This window comes from Curtobacterium sp. NPDC090217, from assembly GCF_044746705.1.
Taxonomy (GTDB): domain Bacteria; phylum Actinomycetota; class Actinomycetes; order Actinomycetales; family Microbacteriaceae; genus Curtobacterium.
In genome coordinates, this window is sequence record NZ_JBIVCR010000001.1 from 1338208 (window position 1) to 1359034 (window position 20827).

17 protein-coding genes are annotated in these 20827 nt (G+C 70.7%); 9 read left to right on the forward strand and 8 right to left on the reverse strand.

The window, feature by feature from the left end:
- Positions 1-55 precede the first annotated feature (55 nt).
- Both ACIPJ2_RS06605 and ACIPJ2_RS06610 read left to right on the forward strand, forming a co-directional pair.
- A complete protein-coding gene (locus ACIPJ2_RS06605; protein WP_402728099.1) occupies positions 56-1870 on the forward strand; it encodes a DUF4012 domain-containing protein in 1815 nt (604 codons plus the stop codon).
- Between the two features lie 82 nt (positions 1871-1952).
- On the forward strand, positions 1953-2498 hold the full coding sequence (locus ACIPJ2_RS06610; protein WP_402728100.1) for a sortase: 546 nt from the start codon (positions 1953-1955) through the stop codon (positions 2496-2498).
- A gap of 331 nt (positions 2499-2829) precedes the next feature.
- Here the strand turns inward: ACIPJ2_RS06610 and ACIPJ2_RS06615 are convergent, their stop codons facing one another.
- Positions 2830-3696 (reverse strand): VanZ family protein, encoded by an 867-nt coding sequence (locus ACIPJ2_RS06615; RefSeq protein ID WP_402728101.1) that lies wholly within the window; start codon positions 3694-3696, stop codon positions 2830-2832.
- Positions 3697-3894: 198 nt separating this feature from the next.
- Here ACIPJ2_RS06615 and ACIPJ2_RS06620 point away from each other — a divergent pair, with 198 nt between their 5' ends.
- A complete protein-coding gene (locus ACIPJ2_RS06620) occupies positions 3895-9339 on the forward strand; it encodes a beta strand repeat-containing protein (RefSeq protein WP_402728102.1) in 5445 nt (1814 codons plus the stop codon).
- Positions 9340-9438: 99 nt separating this feature from the next.
- Here ACIPJ2_RS06620 and ACIPJ2_RS06625 read toward each other — a convergent pair whose 3' ends face one another.
- From ACIPJ2_RS06625 to ACIPJ2_RS06635, 3 genes are read right to left on the reverse strand one after another with little or no spacing between them, the layout of a single operon-like run.
- The gene (locus ACIPJ2_RS06625; RefSeq protein WP_281266880.1) at positions 9439-10170 is read right to left on the reverse strand and encodes an SOS response-associated peptidase; all 732 of its coding nucleotides are present in this window, start codon (positions 10168-10170) and stop codon (positions 9439-9441) included.
- A 32-nt stretch (positions 10171-10202) separates the two neighbouring features.
- Positions 10203-10874, reverse strand: a complete 672-nt coding sequence (locus tag ACIPJ2_RS06630) for a hypothetical protein (protein WP_402728103.1) — start codon at positions 10872-10874, stop codon at positions 10203-10205.
- Positions 10871-11485, reverse strand: coding sequence for a hypothetical protein (locus tag ACIPJ2_RS06635; protein WP_402728104.1), 615 nt, complete (start codon positions 11483-11485; stop codon positions 10871-10873). The genes ACIPJ2_RS06630 and ACIPJ2_RS06635 overlap by 4 nt, the downstream gene beginning before the upstream one ends.
- 131 nt (positions 11486-11616) lie before the next feature.
- Here ACIPJ2_RS06635 and ACIPJ2_RS06640 point away from each other — a divergent pair, with 131 nt between their 5' ends.
- From ACIPJ2_RS06640 to ACIPJ2_RS06650, 3 genes are read left to right on the forward strand one after another with little or no spacing between them, the layout of a single operon-like run.
- Complete coding sequence (locus ACIPJ2_RS06640; RefSeq protein ID WP_402728105.1) at positions 11617-12042, forward strand: organic hydroperoxide resistance protein; 426 nt, start codon at positions 11617-11619, stop codon at positions 12040-12042.
- Position 12043: 1 nt separating this feature from the next.
- Positions 12044-12430 (forward strand): YchJ family protein, encoded by a 387-nt coding sequence (locus ACIPJ2_RS06645; protein WP_402728106.1) that lies wholly within the window; start codon positions 12044-12046, stop codon positions 12428-12430.
- 11 nt (positions 12431-12441) lie between these two features.
- Positions 12442-13395 carry an SDR family NAD(P)-dependent oxidoreductase gene (locus ACIPJ2_RS06650; RefSeq protein ID WP_402728107.1) on the forward strand — a complete coding sequence of 318 codons (954 nt, stop codon included), beginning with the start codon at positions 12442-12444 and terminating at the stop codon, positions 13393-13395.
- A gap of 12 nt (positions 13396-13407) precedes the next feature.
- Here ACIPJ2_RS06650 and ACIPJ2_RS06655 read toward each other — a convergent pair whose 3' ends face one another.
- A complete protein-coding gene (locus ACIPJ2_RS06655) occupies positions 13408-14283 on the reverse strand; it encodes a shikimate dehydrogenase family protein (RefSeq protein WP_402728108.1) in 876 nt (291 codons plus the stop codon).
- A gap of 44 nt (positions 14284-14327) precedes the next feature.
- On the opposite strand from ACIPJ2_RS06655, the gene ACIPJ2_RS06660 reads away from it, so the two are divergent.
- Entirely contained in the window at positions 14328-15341 is a 1014-nt protein-coding gene (locus ACIPJ2_RS06660) for an iron-siderophore ABC transporter substrate-binding protein (protein ID WP_402728109.1), read from the forward strand.
- Between the two features lie 120 nt (positions 15342-15461).
- Here the strand turns inward: ACIPJ2_RS06660 and ACIPJ2_RS06665 are convergent, their stop codons facing one another.
- Positions 15462-15866 carry a DUF1304 domain-containing protein gene (locus ACIPJ2_RS06665; protein ID WP_402728110.1) on the reverse strand — a complete coding sequence of 135 codons (405 nt, stop codon included), beginning with the start codon at positions 15864-15866 and terminating at the stop codon, positions 15462-15464.
- 78 nt (positions 15867-15944) lie between these two features.
- Here ACIPJ2_RS06665 and ACIPJ2_RS06670 point away from each other — a divergent pair, with 78 nt between their 5' ends.
- Both ACIPJ2_RS06670 and ACIPJ2_RS06675 read left to right on the forward strand, forming a co-directional pair.
- Complete coding sequence (locus ACIPJ2_RS06670) at positions 15945-16250, forward strand: chorismate mutase (RefSeq protein ID WP_402728111.1); 306 nt, start codon at positions 15945-15947, stop codon at positions 16248-16250.
- Complete coding sequence (locus ACIPJ2_RS06675; protein ID WP_402728112.1) at positions 16247-17434, forward strand: lactonase family protein; 1188 nt, start codon at positions 16247-16249, stop codon at positions 17432-17434. The genes ACIPJ2_RS06670 and ACIPJ2_RS06675 overlap by 4 nt, the downstream gene beginning before the upstream one ends.
- 15 nt (positions 17435-17449) lie before the next feature.
- Here the strand turns inward: ACIPJ2_RS06675 and ACIPJ2_RS06680 are convergent, their stop codons facing one another.
- Both ACIPJ2_RS06680 and purL read right to left on the reverse strand, forming a co-directional pair.
- Positions 17450-18430 carry a 2-hydroxyacid dehydrogenase gene (locus ACIPJ2_RS06680; protein WP_402728113.1) on the reverse strand — a complete coding sequence of 327 codons (981 nt, stop codon included), beginning with the start codon at positions 18428-18430 and terminating at the stop codon, positions 17450-17452.
- A gap of 8 nt (positions 18431-18438) precedes the next feature.
- Positions 18439-20820 carry a phosphoribosylformylglycinamidine synthase subunit PurL gene (purL, locus tag ACIPJ2_RS06685; protein ID WP_402728114.1) on the reverse strand — a complete coding sequence of 794 codons (2382 nt, stop codon included), beginning with the start codon at positions 20818-20820 and terminating at the stop codon, positions 18439-18441.
- Positions 20821-20827: the final 7 nt, after the last annotated feature.

The following is a 20827-nucleotide window of genomic DNA, read 5'->3' on the forward strand; positions in this document are numbered from 1 at the left end:
CTCGCGCCGGTGGGAGCTCATCGCAGGGGCGATGGTTAAACCTTAGGATGAGCCCATGTCGGACCTTCCCGAGTCGCGACGCGCCACCCGGCCTCGGAGGTCCCGACCTCGCACCGTGCTGTGGGTCGTCCTCGCCCTGATCCTGTTGCTGCTGCTCGCCGTCGCCTGGGTCGGCGTGCGCGCGGTGATGGCGAAGAACGCACTGCAGGAGTCAGTGGCACACGTCGACGCCTTGAAGACGCAGCTCACGAGCGGGGACACCCCCGGCGCGGAGCGAACAGCCTCGGAGCTCGAGCAGAGCGCTTCGCATGCGCGCTCGTTGACGAGCGACCCGGTGTGGGGAGCGGCACAGTACGTCCCGGTCCTCGGGACGAACCTCCGCGCCGTCCGGCAGATCTCGGTGATCGTCGACGACGTCGCCACCGATGCGGTCAAGCCGGTGGCCGGCGTTTTGGGCGACATCGACGTGGATGCGTTCAAGCCCAAGAACGGCCGCATCGACCTCGCACCCCTGGTGAAGGCGCAGCCAGCCGTCGCGAAGGCGACCGCGACGCTCGCGACGGCGACCCGGGAAGCCGACCGCATCGACACGAGCGGCACCCTGTCAGCGGTGACGGGCGCGGTCGACCAGCTCCGAGCCTCCTTGTCGAGTGTTTCGACGCAGGCCGACACTGCGAACCGCGCGGTCGCGCTGGCGCCGAGCATGCTCGGCGACGGTGGTGCGAAGCACTACCTGGTGCTGTTCCAGAACAACGCGGAGCTGCGTGCCGGCGGTGGTATCCCCGGCGCGGTCGGCGAGCTGACGGTCGACGATGGCGCGATCTCGCTCGGGCGGCAGGCGTCGACGTCGGACTTCGCGATCGCCGACCAGCCGGTGCTGCCGCTCGGGACGGACACGCAGGGGCTGTACGGCGGGATCACGGGGGAGTACATCCAGGACGTCACCCTGACGCCGCGCTTCGAGACGTCGGCGCAACTCGCGCGCGAGATGTGGAAGCAGAAGTACGGGGAAACGGTGGACGGTGTCCTCGCGATCGACCCGGTGACGCTCGGCTACATCCTCAAGGCGACGGGCCCGGTGCAACTCGCGACGGGGGACACCCTGACGTCGGACAACGCGGTGCAGCTGCTGCTGAGAGACGCGTACGCGAAGTACCCGGACCCGACGGTGCAGGACGCGTTCTTCGCGTCAGCGGCGAGTGCCGTGTTCTCGAAGGTGTCCGAGGGCGGATTCGACCCGAAGGCGTTCATCGCTGCGCTGGGTACCGGTGTGGACGAGGGGCGGGTGCGGCTCTGGAGCGCGAACGCCGATGAGCAGGATCAGCTCGCAGGCACGGCGGTGTCGGGAGACCTGCCGACGAGCGGCAAGGACACGCAGCGCTTCGGCGTCTACCTCAACGACGCGACCGGCGCGAAGATGGACTACTACCTCGACAAGACGGTCGGACTGGGCAGCCAGGTGTGCCGGAAGGACGGCCGTCCGACGTGGGTCGTCGAGGTCACGCTGAAGAACACCGCGCCAGCCGACGCGGCGACGAGCCTGCCCGAGTACGTGACCGGGGGCGGAGAGTACGGCGTCACACCCGGCGCGATCCGGACAAACGTCGCCGTGTACGCCCCCACTTCGGGTGTCTACGTCCAGGCCTCTCAGGACGGAAGGGTTGCGTCCCCACAGACCGCAACGGACGGCAAGTACCCCGTCGCACAGTTCCAAACCCTGCTCTCACCAGGGGAAAGTACCACCTTGAAAGTGTCCTTCCTCGGCCCGGCCAGTGCAGCGCGCACCCCTGTCGACGTCACGAGCACACCAGGAATTAACGTGAACGATACGAAACACGTGGCAATTGACTGTGAAGACCCGGTAGGTTGAGACAACTTCGCCATAGCGACTGCATGGAGTTCAGGGCAGACCCGCATCGTCCTCGCGAAGCCACAACCATCAGGGGAGCACCATGAAGAAGATCATCGCTGCCATCGTGCTCGCGTCCGCGGCACTGATCGCCACGCCGGCCGCCGCCAACGCTGCGGGTTACGTCCCGGCCTCGAACGTCTCGGTCTCCGGTTCCGCCGTCGCCGGTGGCACCGCGACCGTCGGCTTCGCAGCTGGCTCCTTCATCGCGGACGAGACCGTCACGGTCTCCATCACGGGTGCTGGCGCCGCCACGCTCGGCGCGCTGCCGACCACGACCGTTTCGAAGACCTACGTGGCTTCCTCGACCGGTGCCGCGACCGTCCGCGTGACGCTCCCGGCCGGCGCTTCGGGTACCTACTCGCTCACCGCGACCGGCGCCACGTCGGGCAACGTCGCGACGACGGCGCTCACTGTCGTCCCGGCTGACGGCGCTGCTGCGACCGCTGCCTCGGGCAACGGCACGCTCGCCTTCACCGGTGGCACCATCTCCGCGCTGGCTCTCTGGGTCGCCGGTGGGGCCGTCGTCCTCGGCGGTGGCCTCCTCGCGGTGCGCACCTCGGTGCGTCGCCAGCGCACGGCTGCCTGAGCGCCTCAGTACTGCACGACGGAACCCCCGGAGCTTCGGCTCCGGGGGTTCTTCGTTGTGCGGGGGCGGACGGGTGGTCAGTGCATGCTCTGACGGGATGGCGCCGGCCGGGCAGGCGACAAAGTCGATGTCGTACGACAGCCGTTCTGTCATTCGAACGCGCCTGCAACAGTTGCACGCGCGTGCCAGCGACAGAGTCGCTGTCGTACGACAACGAGTCCGTCGTTCCGAGTCGGCCGGCACCACCACCCAGTGCGGCCGGCACCGCCACCCAGCGCGGCCGGCACCGCCACCCAGCGCGGCCGGCGCCCATCACCCAGCGCGGCGGCCCTCAGCAAACGCGACGCCGCGCGCCCCACCCGAGCACCACGACGCCCACCAGCGCCCCGATCACCGCCCCACTCGTGTTCGACAGCACGTCGTCCAGCGACGCGAACCGCGCAGGCAGGAACACCGCCTGCCCGGTCTCGATGCACGCGCTGAGGACGAGCCCGGCCGCCGCGCCGACCCACCACCGCCGCGCGCCGACGAGCAGCACCACGAGCAGCCCGAGCGGCAAGAAGAAGAGCGCGTTGGCAGTGAACTCGAGCGCCCCGTACCCGAACCACCCCGGCACCCCGACCCGGTGCGAAGCGTCGAGTGCCCGGATGACGAGCGGATGCGCCCCGGCGTCCACCGGGGAGCCGGCGAACCCCACGAACAGCACCCCGACGCCGTAGACGCCGATCACCCACGCCGCGATCCGACGGCTGCGCGGCGTCGCCGGCGCGAGCGGCGCCCGCATCGCGGCGAGCACGAGCCACCCGAGCGCCAGCCCGACGAGGATCGCCACCACGACCGACACCCACGTCGCACCCGGAGCCGGGGACCGGAGCGCCAGGAGTCCACCGAGCACCACCGATCCGAGTGCAGCCCAGCCCGTCGCCCGCCGGGCATCGGTGGGTACCGCGGAGGCGACGAGCGCGGGGAGCGGGATGGTCACCGCCGTCACGGCCATCGCCGTGGCGAAGCCGTCCTCCACGGACAGGAGGCCGTGTCCGGCTCCCCGGAGCTCCGTCACCACCGCGTGGAACACCTCCACCGCCGCGGTCGCGACCCACGGCAGGGACGCCAGGGCGATCAGCACCGCGGTACCGGCGGCCAGCACCGCGCGGGCGAACGAGGTCCGCGCCGACGCCGTGCGGAATGCCGAGGTCATGTCGGCCGACGTTACCGTGCCGGACCGTGCCCGCTGCGTGACACCAGTTCGGGGAGGGTCCCCCCTATTGGGGACCGCGATGTCCCCATCGGCATGCGGCGAACTGTCAGAATCGGAGTCGGCGGAGGACGCCCGAGCTCGCAACCGGAGCCCAGTGCGCGTCCCGTCGCCGAGCACGTCCCGACCCGAAAGAGACCGATGCGCCATTCCCTGGACACCCGTGTGCCCCGAGCCCGCCAGGGGCTCCGACTCATCGCCATGGTGGGCGCCACGCTCCTCGCGGGCGCCGGCATCACCGCGACCACCGCGGTCGTCACCGCCGCTCCCGCATCGGCCGTCACGGCGACCGCGAACGGTGCGTTCATCTGCGACCAGAACACGGTCTACGCCACGGACTCGACCGGCAAGGTCATCGCGATCGACGTGACGAACACCGCGAGCGCTGGCACCACCGCCGACGTCACGTCCCTCGGAACCGATGCGAACAACGGTCTCGGCATCTCCCGCGAGGGCCTGAAGATGTACGCCGCGTCGAACAACGTCAACTCGACGCTCAAGGAGTACACGCCGGCGAACGGTGGCACCGCCGAGGTGTCCAAGACGATCACGACCGACGGCAAGCGCGTCGTGATCCGCGGCGCGGTGGACCCGACGACGGGCATCTACTACTACGGCGACAACACCGGCTGGCTCGGCGCGTACAACCCGAACACCAAGCAGTACCTCGGTCAGGTCGGTCAGATCAACGGCCTCAAGGCGGGCAACGGCGACTTCGCGTTCAGCTCGCGCGGTCTGCTCTTCGTCGTCGCGGCCGACACCGTCTACCGCGTGAACACCCCCACGCTGCCGACGGCCTCCGGGACCACGGCGCTCACGACGACGGCGATCGCGACGCTGCCGAGCGGCACGAACAGCCCCGGCATCGCGTTCTCGTCCGACGGCTACCTCTACCTCTCGTCGTCGCCGGCGGACACGTCGGTCCAGTCGACGACGCTCTACCAGCTCGACCCGACGACGGGGCAGCCGGTCAGGAACTTCGCCGTCAACGCGTCCTTCCGGGCCAGCGACCTCGCGACCTGCAACTACGCCGACACGGTGACCGGTGCCTCGAGCGTCGACGACCGCTGGAACTCCGGCGACCAGTTCGGCCTCGCCGTCACCGGCGGCGGCATCTCCTCGACCAACAGCGGCACCACCGCGACCACCAGTGGTTCGAAGAACGGCGTGCAGGACCAGCAGGCCGGCGCCGTGCTCACCACGCCGGGCAAGGACTACACCGTCACACAGACCGCTGCGGGTACCACGAACCTGGCGAACTACGCCACCACGTGGCGGGCGGTGAACGTCAACAGCGGCGCCGAGGTCGCGAAGGGCACGGGGAACACCGCGACCTTCACCTTCCCGGCCGCAACCTCCTCCGACGGCACCGATGTCGTCGTGACCTTCGCCAACGTGCTGCAGCGCGTCCACGTCGCGACGGCGGCGGACACGTACTCCACCCCGGTCGACACGAAGCTCGACGTCGCGGCCCCCGGTGTCCTCGCGAACGACACCGGTGACGGTCTCTCGGTCACGAGCCACACCGACCCCGCGAACGGCACGCTCACGATGACCGCGAAGGACGGGAGCTTCTCGTACGTCCCGAACAACGGCTTCTCCGGCACGGACCAGTTCACCTACACCGCGACGGACGGCGGTGGCCGGACCTCGACGAGCACCGTGACGATCACCGTCGCGCCGAAGGCCGTCGACGACGCGTTCAGCGTGCACGCCGGCTCGACCGCGACCACCACGACGAAGCAGACCGGCGTCCTCGGCAACGACCGCGGCACCGGCCTGACGGTCACGAACCACACCGACCCGACGAACGGCACCCTGACGCTGAACACGGACGGCACCTACTCGTACACGCCCAAGGCGGGCTTCTCGGGCGGGGACTCGTTCACCTACACGGCGAAGGACACCGCGGGCTCGACCATCACGGGCACCGTGACGATCACGGTCCTGCCGACGGCGAAGACCGAGACGATCACCGCGACCTCCGGCTCCTCGACGAGCGCGACCGCCCCCGGTCTGCTCGGCAACGACCTCGGGTCCGACCTGGTCGTCACCGGGAACACGACGCCCGCGCACGGTGACGTCACCGTGAACCCGGACGGCTCGTACACGTACACGCCCACCAGCGGGTACTCCGGCCAGGACTCCTTCGACTACACCGTCACCGATGCGAACGGCGCGGGGAAGTCCGACACCGTGACGGTCACGGTGACCGTGCTGCCGAAGGCCGTCGACGACACCGTCACGGTCGCCGCGGGCAGCACCGCCGCCACGACGACCCGCGCGACCGGCGTGCTCGGCAACGACCTCGGCACCGGCCTCACGGTCACGAGCCACACCGCGCCGACCAACGGCACCCTGAGCCTCGACGACGCCACCGGCACGTACTCCTACACGCCGAACGCCGGCTTCTCCGGCACCGACTCCTTCAGCTACACGGCGACGGACAAGGCGGGCAACCCGACCACGGCGACGGTCACCATCACGGTGACGCCGGCCGCCGCCGCTGACTCGGCGACCACGCCGGCGCAGACCCCGGTGACGATCGGCGTGCAGGACAACGACCACGGCACGGAGCTCGCGACCACGGTCGTGACCGGTCCGACGAACGGCACCGCGACGGTCCAGCCGGACGGCACGGTCGTGTACGCGCCGAAGGACGGCTTCTCCGGGACCGACTCGTTCACCTACACGGTGACCGACAAGGCGGAACGCACCACCGACCCCGTGACGGTGACCGTGACGGTGACCCCCGTCGCGAACCCGGACACGGCCGCCACGAAGGCCGGCGACACGCTGACCATCCCGGCGGGAGTGCTGACCGGCAACGACACCGGTTCCGACCTGCACGTCACCGGTGCAACGAGCACGAAGAACGGCGACGTCTCGGTCGACCTGACCATCGGCGACGTGACGTACACGCCGAAGGACGGCTTCTCCGGCACCGACACCGTGCCCTACGAGGTCACGGACGCCTCCGGCCAGAAGAGCACCGGCGTCGTCACGATCGTGGTCGGTCCGACCGCCGCGCCGGACACCGCCACCGCGACGGCCGGCGAGACCCTGACCGTCTCGAAGGAGGACGGCGTGCTCGCGAACGACAAGGGCACGGGCAAGCAGGCCGCGGTCGACCAGAAGCCGACGAACGGCGACCTCGACCTCGCGACCGACGGGTCGTACACGTACACGCCCCACGACGGCTTCTCCGGAACCGACACCTTCACGTACACGCTGACGGACGGCTCCGGCCGGACCTCCACGGGCACGGTCACCATCACGGTGAACCCGGGCACCGAGAAGGACGCGATCTCGACGAAGGCGGGCCAGCCCGTCTCGGTGACCTCCGGCGAGCTGACGAAGAACGACCACGGCGACGGCCTGCAGGTCATCGGCGCCCAGGGCGCTGCCAACGGTGACCTCTCGGTCGCCGACGACGGCACCGTCACCTACACGCCGCACGCCGGGTTCTCCGGCACGGACACCTTCACGTACACGGTCATCGACGCCCACGGCAACAAGGGCACCGGCACCGTCACCGTCACCGTCACCCCGGTCGTCGCGGCGAGCACCGGTTCGGCCACCACCGACGAGCCCGTCACGGTCTCCGACGAGGACGGCGTCCTGAAGGACTCCGACGGCACCGGCCTCGAGGTCACCGGCAACACGCAGCCGGAGCACGGCGCCGCCACCGTCGGTGAGAAGGGCGGCTACACCTACACGCCGAAGCCCGGCTACTCCGGTCCAGACTCGTTCGACTACACCGTCACCGACCAGGACGGCAACACGACGACCGGCACCGTGACGATCACCGTGCTGCCGAAGGGCGTCGCCGACACCGCCTCGACCCCGGCCTCCACCCCGGTCGACGTCCCGGTCACGAAGAACGACTCGGGCACGACGCTCACCGTGGCGACCGTCACGAACGGCACGAACGGCACCGTCGGCATCACCGGCCCCGGCACGGTGACGTACACGCCGAAGGACGGCTTCTCCGGAACGGACACGTTCACCTACACGGCGAAGGACCCAACGGGCGGCAGCACGCAGCCCACGACGGTCACGGTGACCGTGTCGCCGACCGCGAAGCAGGACCTCGTCACGACACCGGCCGGCACCCCGCTGCCGATCGCGAGCACCACGCTCACGGCCAACGACAACGGCTCCGGACTCACCGTCACCGGCCACGGCGACGCGGCGCACGGTGACGTGACCACCGGCACCGACGGCGGCCTCGTCTACACGCCGGCCCCCGGCTTCTCCGGCACGGACGAGTTCACCTACACCGCCACCGACAGCAACGACCAGACGACGACCTCGACGGTCATCGTGATCGTCGGTGCGGTCGCCATGCCGGACTCCGGGACGACCACGACGAACGGCACGCTCACGGTGACCACGGCGAACGGCGTCCTCGGCAACGACCTCGGAACCGGCCTGACCGCGAAGATCGACCGCAAGCCGACGCACGGCGACGTCGAGCTCGGCGCGAAGGGTGGCTACACCTACACGCCGAAGAAGGACTGGTCGGGCACGGACACCTTCACCTACACGGCGACGGACACCGACGGCAACACCGCCACGGGAGTCGTGACGATCACGGTCACCCCGACCGCGGGAGATGACAAGACCAGCACCCCGGCCGGCAAGACCGTCACCGTCACGGGCCCCGGCGTCCTCGGCAACGACCACGGCACGAAGCTCACGGTCGTCGGCTCCGGCACCCCGGAGCACGGCACCGTGACGATCGCCGCCGACGGCACGTTCGTCTACACCCCGGCCGCCGGTTTCTCCGGCACCGACCACGTCACCTACACGGTGCAGGACGCATCGGGGCAGCGCACCAGCGCGACGGTCACCATCACGGTGGGCATCATGGCCAAGGACGGCAAGGCGACCACCATCGCCGGCACCGCGGTCGGCCGTGACGGTGCGCACGGTGTGCTCGCCGGCTCGGATGGTGTGGCGCTCTGGGCGAAGATCGACCGGAAGCCCGCGCACGGCACCGTCACCCTGCAGAAGGACGGCGCCTGGGTCTACACCCCGGCCGCCGGCTTCACCGGGGTCGACTCCTTCACGGCCATCGTGACGGACGAGAGCGGGCAGACGACCACCGTGACGACGACCATCACCGTCCTCGCCCACGCCGTCGCGATCGACGACAAGGCGACCGGCACGGCGAACCAGCCGGTGACGATCGACCCGCTCACGAACGACACGCCGACCAGCGGAGCGACGTTCGACCGCGGCAGCCTCCACCTGGTCGACCCGAAGGGCGCACTCGTCGACAGCATCACCGTCGACGGCAAGGGCACCTGGACGATCCGGGACGGCAAGGTCGTCTTCGCCCCGGTGGACGGCTTCACCGGCACCGTGCAGGTCGGCTACAGCATCGTCGACAGCGACGGCCAGCAGGTCCTCGCGACCATCACGGTGGTCTACCCGACCGGGTTGGCCGCGAAGGTCCAGGCCGCCGAGCTCGCCTTCACCGGCACCACCGGCATGGTCGGGCTGTCGCTCGCGGCGCTCACGCTGCTGCTGGCAGGTGTCCTGCTGATCGTCCGCCGCCGGATCCGCGGAACCGACTGACGCACCGGACAGGAGGCCCGGATCACGTCCGCCACACGGCGGACGTGATCCGGGCCTCCCGTCTGCAGTCCGTGGTCGCGCCGGGCGCGACGGCTGCGGTCAGGCGACCGGCTCGATGAGCTCCGGGCCGTTGTTCTTCACGCTGTTGACCGTGCGCGAGACCTCGTACTGCTCGAGGCCCGCCGCGACCGCGAGCGACTCGTGGTCGAGCAGGGACAGCAGGTCGTCGGTGTGCAGGTCGCCGCCGAGCCAGTCGTCGTAGCCGTCGGGCGTGAGGAACGCCGGCATGCGGTCGTGGACCTCGCCAGGAGCCACGTGGGCGTCCCGCGTGATGATCGCCAGCGAGAGCTTCCACTTGTCCGGGTCGCCCTCGGGCTTGGTCGGGTCCGGCCAGGCGCTCACGACACCGGCCATCGCCAGCGCGCCACCGGGTTCGTGCACGAAGTGGGGTTCCTTGCCGTCCTCGCGCACGACCCACTCGTAGTAGCCCTGCGCGGGGACGATGCACCGGTTCGTGGCGAACGCCCGCTTGAACATGCCGCTCGTCGCCACGGTCTCGATCCGGGCGTTGATCGGCTTCGGGCGCTGCTTGACGAAGTCCTTCGCCCAGCTCGGCACGAAGCCCCAGCTGATCTGCGGGAGTTCGCGCTCGCCGTGGCGCTGCCGGACCGCGAACACCGGGTCGGTCGGGGCGACGTTCCAGCTCGGGACGAGCCCGGTGCCGACGACGCCGGTGTCCTCGTCGACGTGTTCGGTGCGATCGGCGAGTTCACCGATGAGCTCGGGGAGCAGGTCGGCGGTGGTGTCGGAGACGACGAAGCGGCCACACATGCGCCCAGTCTGCCCCGCGCCCCCGACAGTGGTCAGTCGCCGGGGAGGCGGATCTTCGAGCCGTTCGGGGTGCGTCGGTACTCTCCCGGCTTCGCCGGGGTGGACGGAACGTCGGGGAGGGTCGCCGCGAGGGCCCTGGCCCGCTCGACCTTGCCGAGCCGGATGACGTTCGCCACGGTGCGGCCAGCGCTGATGACACCGAGCCAGACGGGGAAGACCACGGCGGCGTCCAGCAGGAGGAGCGCCCCGAACACGAGCACCGCCACCGCAGTGAGGACCAGTCCGCGGAACACCTCGGGCACCATCCCGGCGCGCACCGCCTCGGCGTCACGGAGGACGTCGTCCCGGTCACCCGGGTCGATCGTCGGAGCGTCCTTCGCGCGGAAGTACCGCTCGATCGGGTCCGGCGCCGCCATCTGCGACCCCGACCAGTACAGGCGCGTGCCGTCGGCCGCTCGGGGTCGGAACGGGACGACTGCCACGCCGACGGCACCGGACGCGAGGGCGAGCAGCGCTGCGCCGACCCGGGCGGATGGGTGGTGGAGGTCCGGCCACGGTGCGACCGAGCCGATAACGACGAGCACGGCGGCGGCGGCCACGGCGGTCAGCACGCCGACGAGCGCCATCCGGCGGCGGCGTTCCGCGGGGATCGCCCGACCGACGTCCGCTCGGAAGACCGACCACCCGAGGGAGGACGGGCTCATGCGGGCTCGCTGGCCGGGGCGAGCGTCTCGGCGACCGCCCGTGCACGCTCGGCGCGTCCCAGCCGGTGCAGCCACACGGCGATGTTGCCCGCGTAGAGGACGAACCACAACGGGACGACCTGCGAGAACGTCCCGAGCAGCAGTGCGGCGAGGCTCGCGAGCAGGCCACCGACGACGAGCGGGCTCCACTGGGTGACGTCCTTGATGACCCCGCGGCGGTAGAGCAGCGTGTCGGTGAGCACCGCGTGCCGGTCCTCCGGACGCATCGCGGGCATGGTCCGCACGAGGTACCGCTGCACGCTGCCGCGGACCGTGCGGGCGGTGTCCGGTCGGACCTGCCGGCCGTTGATCGTCGCGGCAGGGTCGAGCGGCCGGCCGATCGGGCAGCACGCGATGGCGACGAGTCCGACGCCGAGGGACAGCAGCGCGACGGCGAGTATCGCGCGACCGGCTCCGGGACCGGTCCAGTCGAACGCGAGGTCGAGCCCAGTCATCACCGCGGCGGCGACGACCGTGACGACGGCACCGAACACGAGCGCGCGACGGACCTTGACGACGGACACGCCGTCACCGAAGTGGGTGCGGTAGGCCTGCCATCCGAGTCGGAACACGCCGTCCGTTCTACTCGGTGTCCTCGAGGATCGCTCGGACACGCCCGGAGCGGCGCGATCCCGACGGGTGTGGTCCCCGGAGTGGAGCCGCTCGTCAGGAATCGTCCAGCCTGGAGCGGTCACCTGCTGCCATGAGTCTCGACATCGTCTACACCGCCGTCGCCCACGCCTCCGGGGGCGGCCGCGACGGCCACGTCCGCAGCGAGGACGACCGGCTCGACCTGGACACCCGTCCGCCGAAGGAGATGGGCGGCAGCGGCGAGGGCACCAACCCGGAGCAGCTCTTCGCCGCCGGGTACGCTGCGTGCTTCCTCGGGGCGCTGCACGCGGCGGGTCGCGAGCTGTCGCTCGACACCACGGACGCCGAGGTCTCGGCCGAGGTCGGCATCGGCGGGAACGGGAACGGCGGGTTCGGGCTCGCGGTGGAGCTCGACATCTACGCGCCGGCGGTCGACGGTGCCTCGCGGCAGCGACTGGCGGAGCGGGCGCACGAGATCTGCCCGTACTCGAACGCCACCCGCGGCAACATCACCGTGACGCTCTCCCTCGTCGACTGACATGGACGCGCCCTCGCGCTGCCCGTGCCTGAGCGGCAACCCGTACGGCGAGTGCTGCGGACCCCTGCATGCGGGTGCCGCGGCGCCGACGGCCGAGCGGCTCATGCGGTCGCGGTTCTCGGCGTTCGCGCTCGGGCTGCCGGAGTACCTGCTCCTGTCGTGGCACCCGAGCACGCGTCCGGCATCGCTCGAGCTCGACGCGGATCAGCGGTGGACACGGCTCGACATCCTGTCGACCCGGGACGGAGGCCCGTTCGACTCCCGGGGACAGGTCACGTTCCGCGCGTGGTGGCGGACCGACACCGAGCGTGGCACGCTCGAGGAGACGAGCGACTTCGTCCGTGAGCAGGGCCGCTGGTTCTACCTCGACGGAGTCGTGTCGTCCTGACAGGGAGCCCCATGCGCCGCGACATCACCGCCTTCGGCGCCCACTCGACGGCAGCCGACGTCCTCGACGGGATCGACCTGACGGGCCGCACCGCGATCGTGACCGGGGCGGCCTCGGGCATCGGTGTGGAGACGGCCCGCGCGCTCGCCGGAGCCGGAGCCACCGTGACGTTGGCCGTGCGCGACGTCGCGGCCGGGCGCCGCATCGCCGATGACATCGCCAGCACCACCGCCCGGGCTGCCCCCGCGGTCGCCGAGCTGCACCTGGACCAGCCGGCGTCGATCGAGGAGTTCACCGCGGCGTGGGACGGTCCGCTCGACGTCCTCGTGAACAACGCCGGCATCATGGACGCTCCGGAGTCGTACACGCCAGCCGGGTGGGAGTCGCAGTTCGCCACGAACCACCTCGGCCACTTCGCCCTCGCGCTCGGGCTGCACGATGCCCTGGCGGTGGCAGGCGCGGCGCGCATCGTGTCGGTGTCCTCGAGCGGTCACGGCTCCTCACCCGTGGTGTTCGACGACCTCTTCTTCCGTCGTCGGCCCTACGAGCCCGGCCTCGCGTACGCCCAGTCGAAGACGGCGAACGCGCTGTTCGCGGTCGGTGTCGGGCTCCGCTGGGCGGCGGACGGCATCACCGCGAACTCCTGCATGCCCGGTGGCATCTGGACCGGGCTGCAGAAGCACTGGGACCCGGACGTCCTGGCTGCCACGAAGATCGCCGCCGCGGACGTCGTGAAGACCCCGGAGCAGGGCGCGGCCACCTCGGTGCTGCTCGCGACGGCACCCGAGCTGGCTGATGTGACGGGTCGGTACTTCGAGGACTGCCACGAGGCAGCCGTGGTCGACGCCGTACAGGACGGGCTGTACGGGGTGCTGCCGTGGGCGCTCGACACGCGTGACGCCGACCGCCTGTGGGACGTGTCGGTCGCGCTGCTCGACGCCGAGGCGCGCTCCCGGGCGTCCTGACGGCCCTGGCTCTCAGGCCCCGATCGTCTCCGGCAGGCCGACGGACACGCGCATCGCACGCCGGACGAGTGCCTCGGACGGCAGGAGCTCGTCCTCGTCCCCGGTCAGGAAGAACCGGATCTGGCCGATGGCCTGCTCGGTCAGCATGTCCAGGCCGTTCAGCACGCGACCACCTGCTGCCTCCCAGCGCGACGCGGCAGCGGTCGGCCACGGCTCGTACGCCACGTCGAACAGCAGCGCGTCGGGACCGGACGGCACGAGCGTCAACGAATCCGCGGCGCCACCCGGGAGCGTGGACACGACGAAGCCGAGCGGCCCCGCCTGCTCGAGGTCCGCCAGGGGATGGACCTCGAGCGAGACGCCGAGTCGCGTGGCGAGGCCCACGAGGTCCCGTGCCTTCGTCGTGTCGCGGAGGAACACCCGGACGAGCCGGGCGCCGAGTCGCAACGACGCGGTGAGCGCACTCGCAGCGGTGGCACCGCCGCCGAGGATCGTGGCCTCGCCGGGGACGTGCCCGAGCGCCTCGACCGGACGGACGATCCCCTCGACGTCGGTGTTCGCACCCGCGCGGACGACCCGGCCGCCCTCGTCCCGGAACGCCAGGGTGTTCGCCACCCCGAGCTCGTCGACGAGCGCCGTCGTGCGATCGAGCATCGGCAGGACTTCGCGCTTCAGCGGCATCGTCAGGCTGAGCCCGCGCTGTTCCGGACCCAGCCCCGCGACGAACGCGTCCAGTCCGCCGGACGTGACCTCGTGCCTCCCGTACGTGAACGGCACCCCGAGCACGTCGTAGGCCGCTGTGTGCAACGTGGGCGAGAGGGAGTGCGCGATCGGCGAGCCGAGCACCGCGAGGTGCGTGCGGGCGGGGTCGGGGAACGAGAGAGCCACATCGCCAGCCTAGTGTCGCGCGGTATTAGGGTAGCCTTACCTACGTGATCCGATCCTCCCTCCCCAAGCAGCGCTTCCGTCGCGTGCTCGCCGCGACCGGTGCCGTCGTCGCCGCCTCGCTCGTCCTCGCCGGATGCGCTGGCGGCAGCCCGTCCGACTCGTCCTCCTCCGGCTCGTCCGGCGACGGCGCCTTCCCGGTGTCGATCACGACCGGGCTCGGCACGACGACCATCAAGTCCCAGCCGAAGCGCGTCGTCGCCCTCGGCTGGGGTGACGCGGAGACGGCGCTCGAACTCGGCGTGCAGCCCGTCGGCGCGAGCGACTGGCTGGCGTTCGGTGGCGACGGTGTCGGGCCGTGGCTCAAGGGTGCGTACGACAAGTCCCCGAAGATCATCAACACGCTCGAGCCGAGCTACGAGGACATCCTCAAGCTCAAGCCGGACGTGATCCTCGACGTGAAGTCCTCCGGCGACAAGGACCGCTACGACAAGCTGTCCGCGATCGCGCCGACCGTCGCGATCCCGAAGGGGGCGTCGAACTACCTGGCATCGACGAAGCAGCAGACCACGATGATCGCGAAGGCGCTCGGCAAGGAGGCCGAGGGCAAGAAGCTGCTCGCCGGCGTCGACTCCGCCTACGCCGCCGCGCGCAAGGCCCACCCGGACTTCGCGGGCAAGACCGCCGTCATCGGTGCGTACACGTCCGAGGGCTTCGGCGCCTACGCATCGGCCGACAGCCGTGCGCAGTTCATGCAGGAGCTCGGCTTCACGATCCCGTCCCGCATCGACAAGGAAGCCGGCAAGGAGTTCTCGGTGCACCTGTCGAACGAGAACCTCGACCTGCTCGACGCCGACCTGACCGTGATCCTGCCGATCTACGTCGAGGCCTCCGCTGCCGAGTCCGACCCGCTGTTCCAGAAGGTGCCGTCGGTCGAGGCCGGTCACTACATCGTCTTCGACGACAAGGACGTGTCGTCGGCGTTCTCGATGGGGACCACCGCAGCGATCGAGTGGGCGCTCAAGCGCCTGCCGGACCAGTTCGAGTCCAAGCTGGGCTGACGCCGCCGAATCGACTGGAGGCCCGACTCACCATCTGCAGGACCGCATGCGGTCTGCACGTGGCGAGTCGGGCCTCCAGTGCGTTGCGGCCGGCGGTCTGCCCGACCGGTGCTGCCGGGATCAGCCCGCGAACATCGAGCCGAGGAACGCGAAGAGCAGGGCGATGAGCGGGAAGGCCCCCTGCACGAACGCGGAGTTGAGGTAGCGGCGGCCGGTACCGACGAGGACCACCGCGGCGCCGAGCATGCTCGCGGTCGCGAACACGATGAGCGTCCAGCCCGTCGCGCCGTTGCCCGTGAACGCGAAGACGACACCGAGGATCGCGCCGATCGCCAGGAACAGGTTGTAGAAGCCCTGGTTGAACGCGAGGGACCTGGTCGCCCGGGCTTCGGAGTCGGACGCGATGCCGAAGATCTTCCGCACGCGGGGGCTGGTCCACGCCACCGACTCGAGGAAGAAGATGTACACGTGCACCAGCCCTGCGAGGACTGCGAACACACTCGAGATGACGAGGAGCACCGACATGGACTCCATTGTCCCAGGCTTCGCGCTCCCGACGTAACCGACACCTGGTGGCCAGGGTCCGGCCGTTAGGCTCTGGACATGAGCGAGTACGACGAAGCGGCCGTGGCTGAACTGCAGAGCATCCGGCAGAGCATCGACAACATCGACGCCGCCGTCATCCACATGCTCGCCGAGCGCTTCAAGTACACGCAGCGCGTCGGGTACCTCAAGGCCAGCGCCGGCATGCCGCCGGCCGACCCGGCGCGCGAGCAGATCCAGGTCGCACGCCTGCGGTCGCTCGCTGCGGAGTCGCACCTCGACCCGGCCTTCGCGGAGAAGTTCCTGAACTTCATCGTGGCCGAGGTCATCCACCACCACGAGCAGATCGCCGAGGGAGAAGCGTGACGCTGCCCGCCCTCCCGCCGCTGCCCGCGCTCCCGCCGCTGCCCGCCCTCCCGCCGCTGCTCGTCGGCTCTTACACGGCGACCGGGGGTGGGACCGCGACCGGGATCTCGTTCGTCGAGTCCGGGGCGGCGTCGACCGTCGCCGTGCTCGACGACCCGTCCTTCCTCGCCGTCTCGGGTGACCGTGTCTACGCCGTGTCCGAGACCGCAGACGGCTCCGTCAGCGCGTTCCGTCGCACCGGCAGCGCGCTCGAACACCTCTGGGATGCGCCGTCCGGTGGTGACGCTCCGTGCCACGTGCGGGTCGACCCGTCCGGTGCGCTCGTCGTCACGAACTACGTCTCCGGCACCGTGACCGCGGTGTCCCTGGCCGCGGCCGAGTCGCTCGCCGCGTCCGTGCTCGCGAGCGACGGGGTCGTCGGGACGGCGGTGCACGGGGCCGGTGACACCGTCGTGGTGCCGTCCGATGCCGTCGTGACCGCCGTGCTGCCGGACGTCACGGGGCCCGTCGAGGACCGGCAGGAGGGGCCGCACGCCCACCAGTCGGTCGCGACGCCTGACGGCACGTTGCTCGTCGCTGATCTCGGCGGGGACGCCCTACACGAGTTCCGGGTGGGGGCCCCTGGGGCTTCGGCCGGGTCGGCCGCTTCGGCCGCTTCGGCCGGGTCGTCGTCTGCTTCGCTGTCGCTGTCGCTGTCGCTGTCGCTGTCGCTGGATCTGGTGCGGGTGCACCACGTGGCGCCCGGCGTCGGACCGCGCCACATGGCCTGGTACGACGGCGACCTCATCGTCGCCGGCGAGCTCGACGGCAGGGTGCACCGCCTGCGCCGTGACGAATCAGGGGCGTTCCGGGTGATCGCATCGGCCCCGACGTTCGAGGGGGCCGTGGGGGAGTCGCTCCTCAGCCACATCGAGGTCGACGAGGCCGGTCTCGTGTTCGTCGCCGTCCGCGGGCGTGACCTGATCGTCACGCTGTCCGCGGCGGACGGGGGCCTGTCCGTCGTGGGATCAGGGTCGTGCGGCGGTGTCTGGCCGCGACACTTCGCCCTGGTGCCCGGCTACCTGCTCGTCGCCAACCAGATGTCCGACGCGATCGCCGTCCTGCCGCTCGGCGACGACGGGGTGGTGGGGGAGCCCGCCGGTCAGATCGCCGTCGGCAGCCCCGCCTGCATCGTCCCGCTGTAGCGCTCGCTCCGCGTTTCAGACCTCGATGAGGTTCTCGAACGTGCGGCCCTCGGCCAGCGCTGCCACCTGACGGCGCATGAGCTCGATCGACCGCGGCACGCTGAGGTCCGTGTTGCCACCGACGTGCGGCGTCAGGACCGTGTTCGGCGTCGTCCAGAGCGCGTGCCCCTCGGGGAGCGGCTCGGGGTCGGTGACGTCGAGTCCGGCGGACAGTCGACCGCTCGTGAGCTCCGCGACCAGCGCGTCGGTGTCGACGACCTTGCCCCGTGCCACGTTGACCACGAGCGCACCGTCCGGCAGCGCCGCGAGCAGGTCGGCGTCGACGAGCCGTTCGGTCTCGTCGGTGAGCGGGGCGATGAGCACGAGGACGTCGGTCGTCCTGGCGATCTCCGGCAGTTCGCCGAAGGCGTGCACCTGCCGGCCGTCCTGCTCGCGGGCGGTACGGGCGACCACCGTGACGTCGGTCCCGAACGCCTCGAACCGGGTCGCGATCGCGCTGCCGATGGCACCGTAGCCGACGACCGTCACGCGTCGATCCGCCAGCGACCGCGTCTGCCGGGCGTCCCAGACGCCGTTCGCGCGGTCGAACTGGAACTGCCCGATCTCCCGCAGCGACGTCAGCGCCAGGCCGACGGCGAGCTCTGCCGTCTCGTCGTCGTGGATCCCGCGACCGTTCGCCAGCAGGGCGTGGCCGGGCACGTGCGGCACGGCGTGCTCGTACCCGGCGCTCGGCAGCTGCAGCAGTTCGAGGTTCGGCAGGTCGTGGACGTACTGCCAGCGGTGCCGTCCCTGGAAGTAGAACGGCAGGAACGTGATGGCGACCTCGTCCGCGCGCGGGTACGGTGCTTCGACGTCCCACACGTCCAGCTCGATGCCGTCCGGCACGGGGCCGAACCGGTCGACGAGCTCGGCGAAGGGCAGCGTGACGATCCGGTTCCCGGCTGCGGCGCGCACGGTGTCCGGGTCGGCGTGCAGGTTCTGCGGATCGGTGCTCACGCTGCTGCTCAGCCGTCGGTGCGCGGCGAGAAGGTGCCGTCGGACGCCAGCGGGCCGCGGCCCAGGACGCCCTCGGTCGCGGTCTCCTCGATCACGTCGCCGAACCGGGTCGGCAGGGTCGCGCCGTGCGTGCCGCGGAGTTCGTCCACGGAAGCCTCGAACGCGCCCTGGACCTCGAGCGCCTGGGAGGTGCCGTCGGTCACGCCGATGCGCAGGACCGGGAAGCCCCGGCCGTTGCAGAGACCCTGGAAGCGGACGTCGTCCTCCCGCCGGACGGTCACGATGACACGACCGGTCGACTCCGAGAACAGTGCCGTCGCGGTGTCGACACCGTCACGACTCTCGAGCTCGTCGAGCACGACCCGGGCGCCGACACCGAAGCGGAGCACCGACTCGGCGAGCGACTGGCCGAGGCCGCCGTCCGCCAGGTCGTGCGCGCTCGTGAGCAGCTGCTCGTCCGAGGCGGCGCGGAGCAGCTCGGCGAGGGCCTTCTCGCGGCCGAGGTCGACCGCGGGGGGACGCCCGCCGAGGTGTCCGTGCACCGTGCCGGCCCATGCCGAGCCGTCGAGCTCGAGGCTCGTGGTGCCGAGCAGGTAGATGTTGTGGCCGTCGTCCTGCCAGCCGGACGGGACGCGCTTGGCGACGTCGTCGATGACCCCCAGGACACCGACGACCGGGGTCGGGTGGATCGGGGTGGTGCCGGTCTGGTTGTAGAACGAGACGTTGCCGCCGGTGACCGGGATGCCGAGCTCCATGCAGCCGTCCGCCAGGCCCTCCACCGCCTCGGAGAACTGCCACATGACCTCGGGGTTCTCCGGGGAGCCGAAGTTCAGGCAGTCGGTGACGGCGGCCGGGACCGCGCCGGTGACCGCGACGTTCCGGTACGCCTCGGCGAGGGCAAGACGGGCGCCCTGCTTCGGGTCGAGCTGGCAGTAGCGGCCGTTGGCGTCCGTCGCGACGGCCACGCCGAGCCCGGTCTCCTCGTCGACGCGGATCATGCCGCCGTCGTCGGGGAAGGAGAGCGCGGTGTTGCCCAGCACGTAGGTGTCGTACTGGTTGGTGACCCAGTTCTTCGAGGACAGGTTCGGCGAGCCGAGGAGCTGCAGGAACTGGGCCTTGATCGCGGGACCGGTGTCCGGTCGGTCGAGCGCGGACGCCGAGTCGGCCTGCAGCGCGTCGATCCACGTCGGGTAGGCGACCGGGCGGTCGTAGACCGGGCCGTCGACGGCGACGGTGCGCGGGTCGACGTTGACGATCTCCTGGCCCTGCCAGTCGATGACGAGGCGCCCCGTGCCGGTGACCTCGCCGAGGACGCTGGTCTCGACCTCCCACTTGTTCACGACCGCCAGGAAGGCGTCGAGCTTCTCGGGGGTGACGACCGCCATCATGCGCTCCTGGCTCTCCGACATGAGGATCTCCTCTGCCGTGAGCGTGGGGTCGCGGAGCAGGACGTCGTCGAGCGAGATGTGCATGCCGCCGTCGCCGTTGCTGGCGAGTTCGGACGTGGCGCACGAGATGCCCGCGGCGCCGAGGTCCTGGATGCCCTCGACGAGCTCCTTCTGGAACAGCTCGAGGCAGCACTCGATGAGGACCTTCTCGGCGAAGGGGTCGCCCACCTGGACCGCCGGACGCTTGGTCGGGCCGCCCTCGGTGAAGGTGTCGGAGGCGAGGATCGACGCTCCGCCGATGCCGTCGCCACCGGTGCGGGCGCCGAAGAGGACGACCTTGTTGCCGGCACCCGAGGCGTTCGCGAGGTGCAGGTCCTCGTGCCGGAGGACGCCGACCGCGAGGGCGTTGACGAGCGGGTTGCCCTGGTACACGGCGTCGAAGTAGGTCTCGCCGCCGATGTTCGGCAGGCCGAGGCAGTTGCCGTAGAACGAGATGCCTCCGACGACGCCGTGCACGACGCGCGCCGTGTCCTCGTGCTCGATGGCACCGAAGCGGAGCTGGTCCATCACGGCGACCGGACGGGCACCCATCGAGATGATGTCGCGGACGATGCCGCCGACACCCGTGGCCGCGCCCTGGTAGGGCTCCACGTAGGAGGGGTGGTTGTGCGACTCGACCTTGAAGGTCACCGCCCAGCCGTTGCCCACGTCGACGACACCGGCGTTCTCGCCCATGCCGACCATCAGGTTCTCGGTCATCTCCGGCGTGACCTTCTTGCCGAACTGCCGGAGGTAGTTCTTGCTCGACTTGTACGAGCAGTGCTCCGACCACATCACGGAGTACATCGCGAGCTCACCAGAGGTGGGGCGGCGGCCGAGGATCTCGCGGATCTTGGCGTACTCGTCTGCTTTGAGCCCGAGGGCCTCGTACGGCTGGTCCTTGTCCGGCGTCGCGGCGGCGTCCTGGACGGTGTCGGGCTTGGGGCGAGCGTAGGTCGTCACTGGCCCA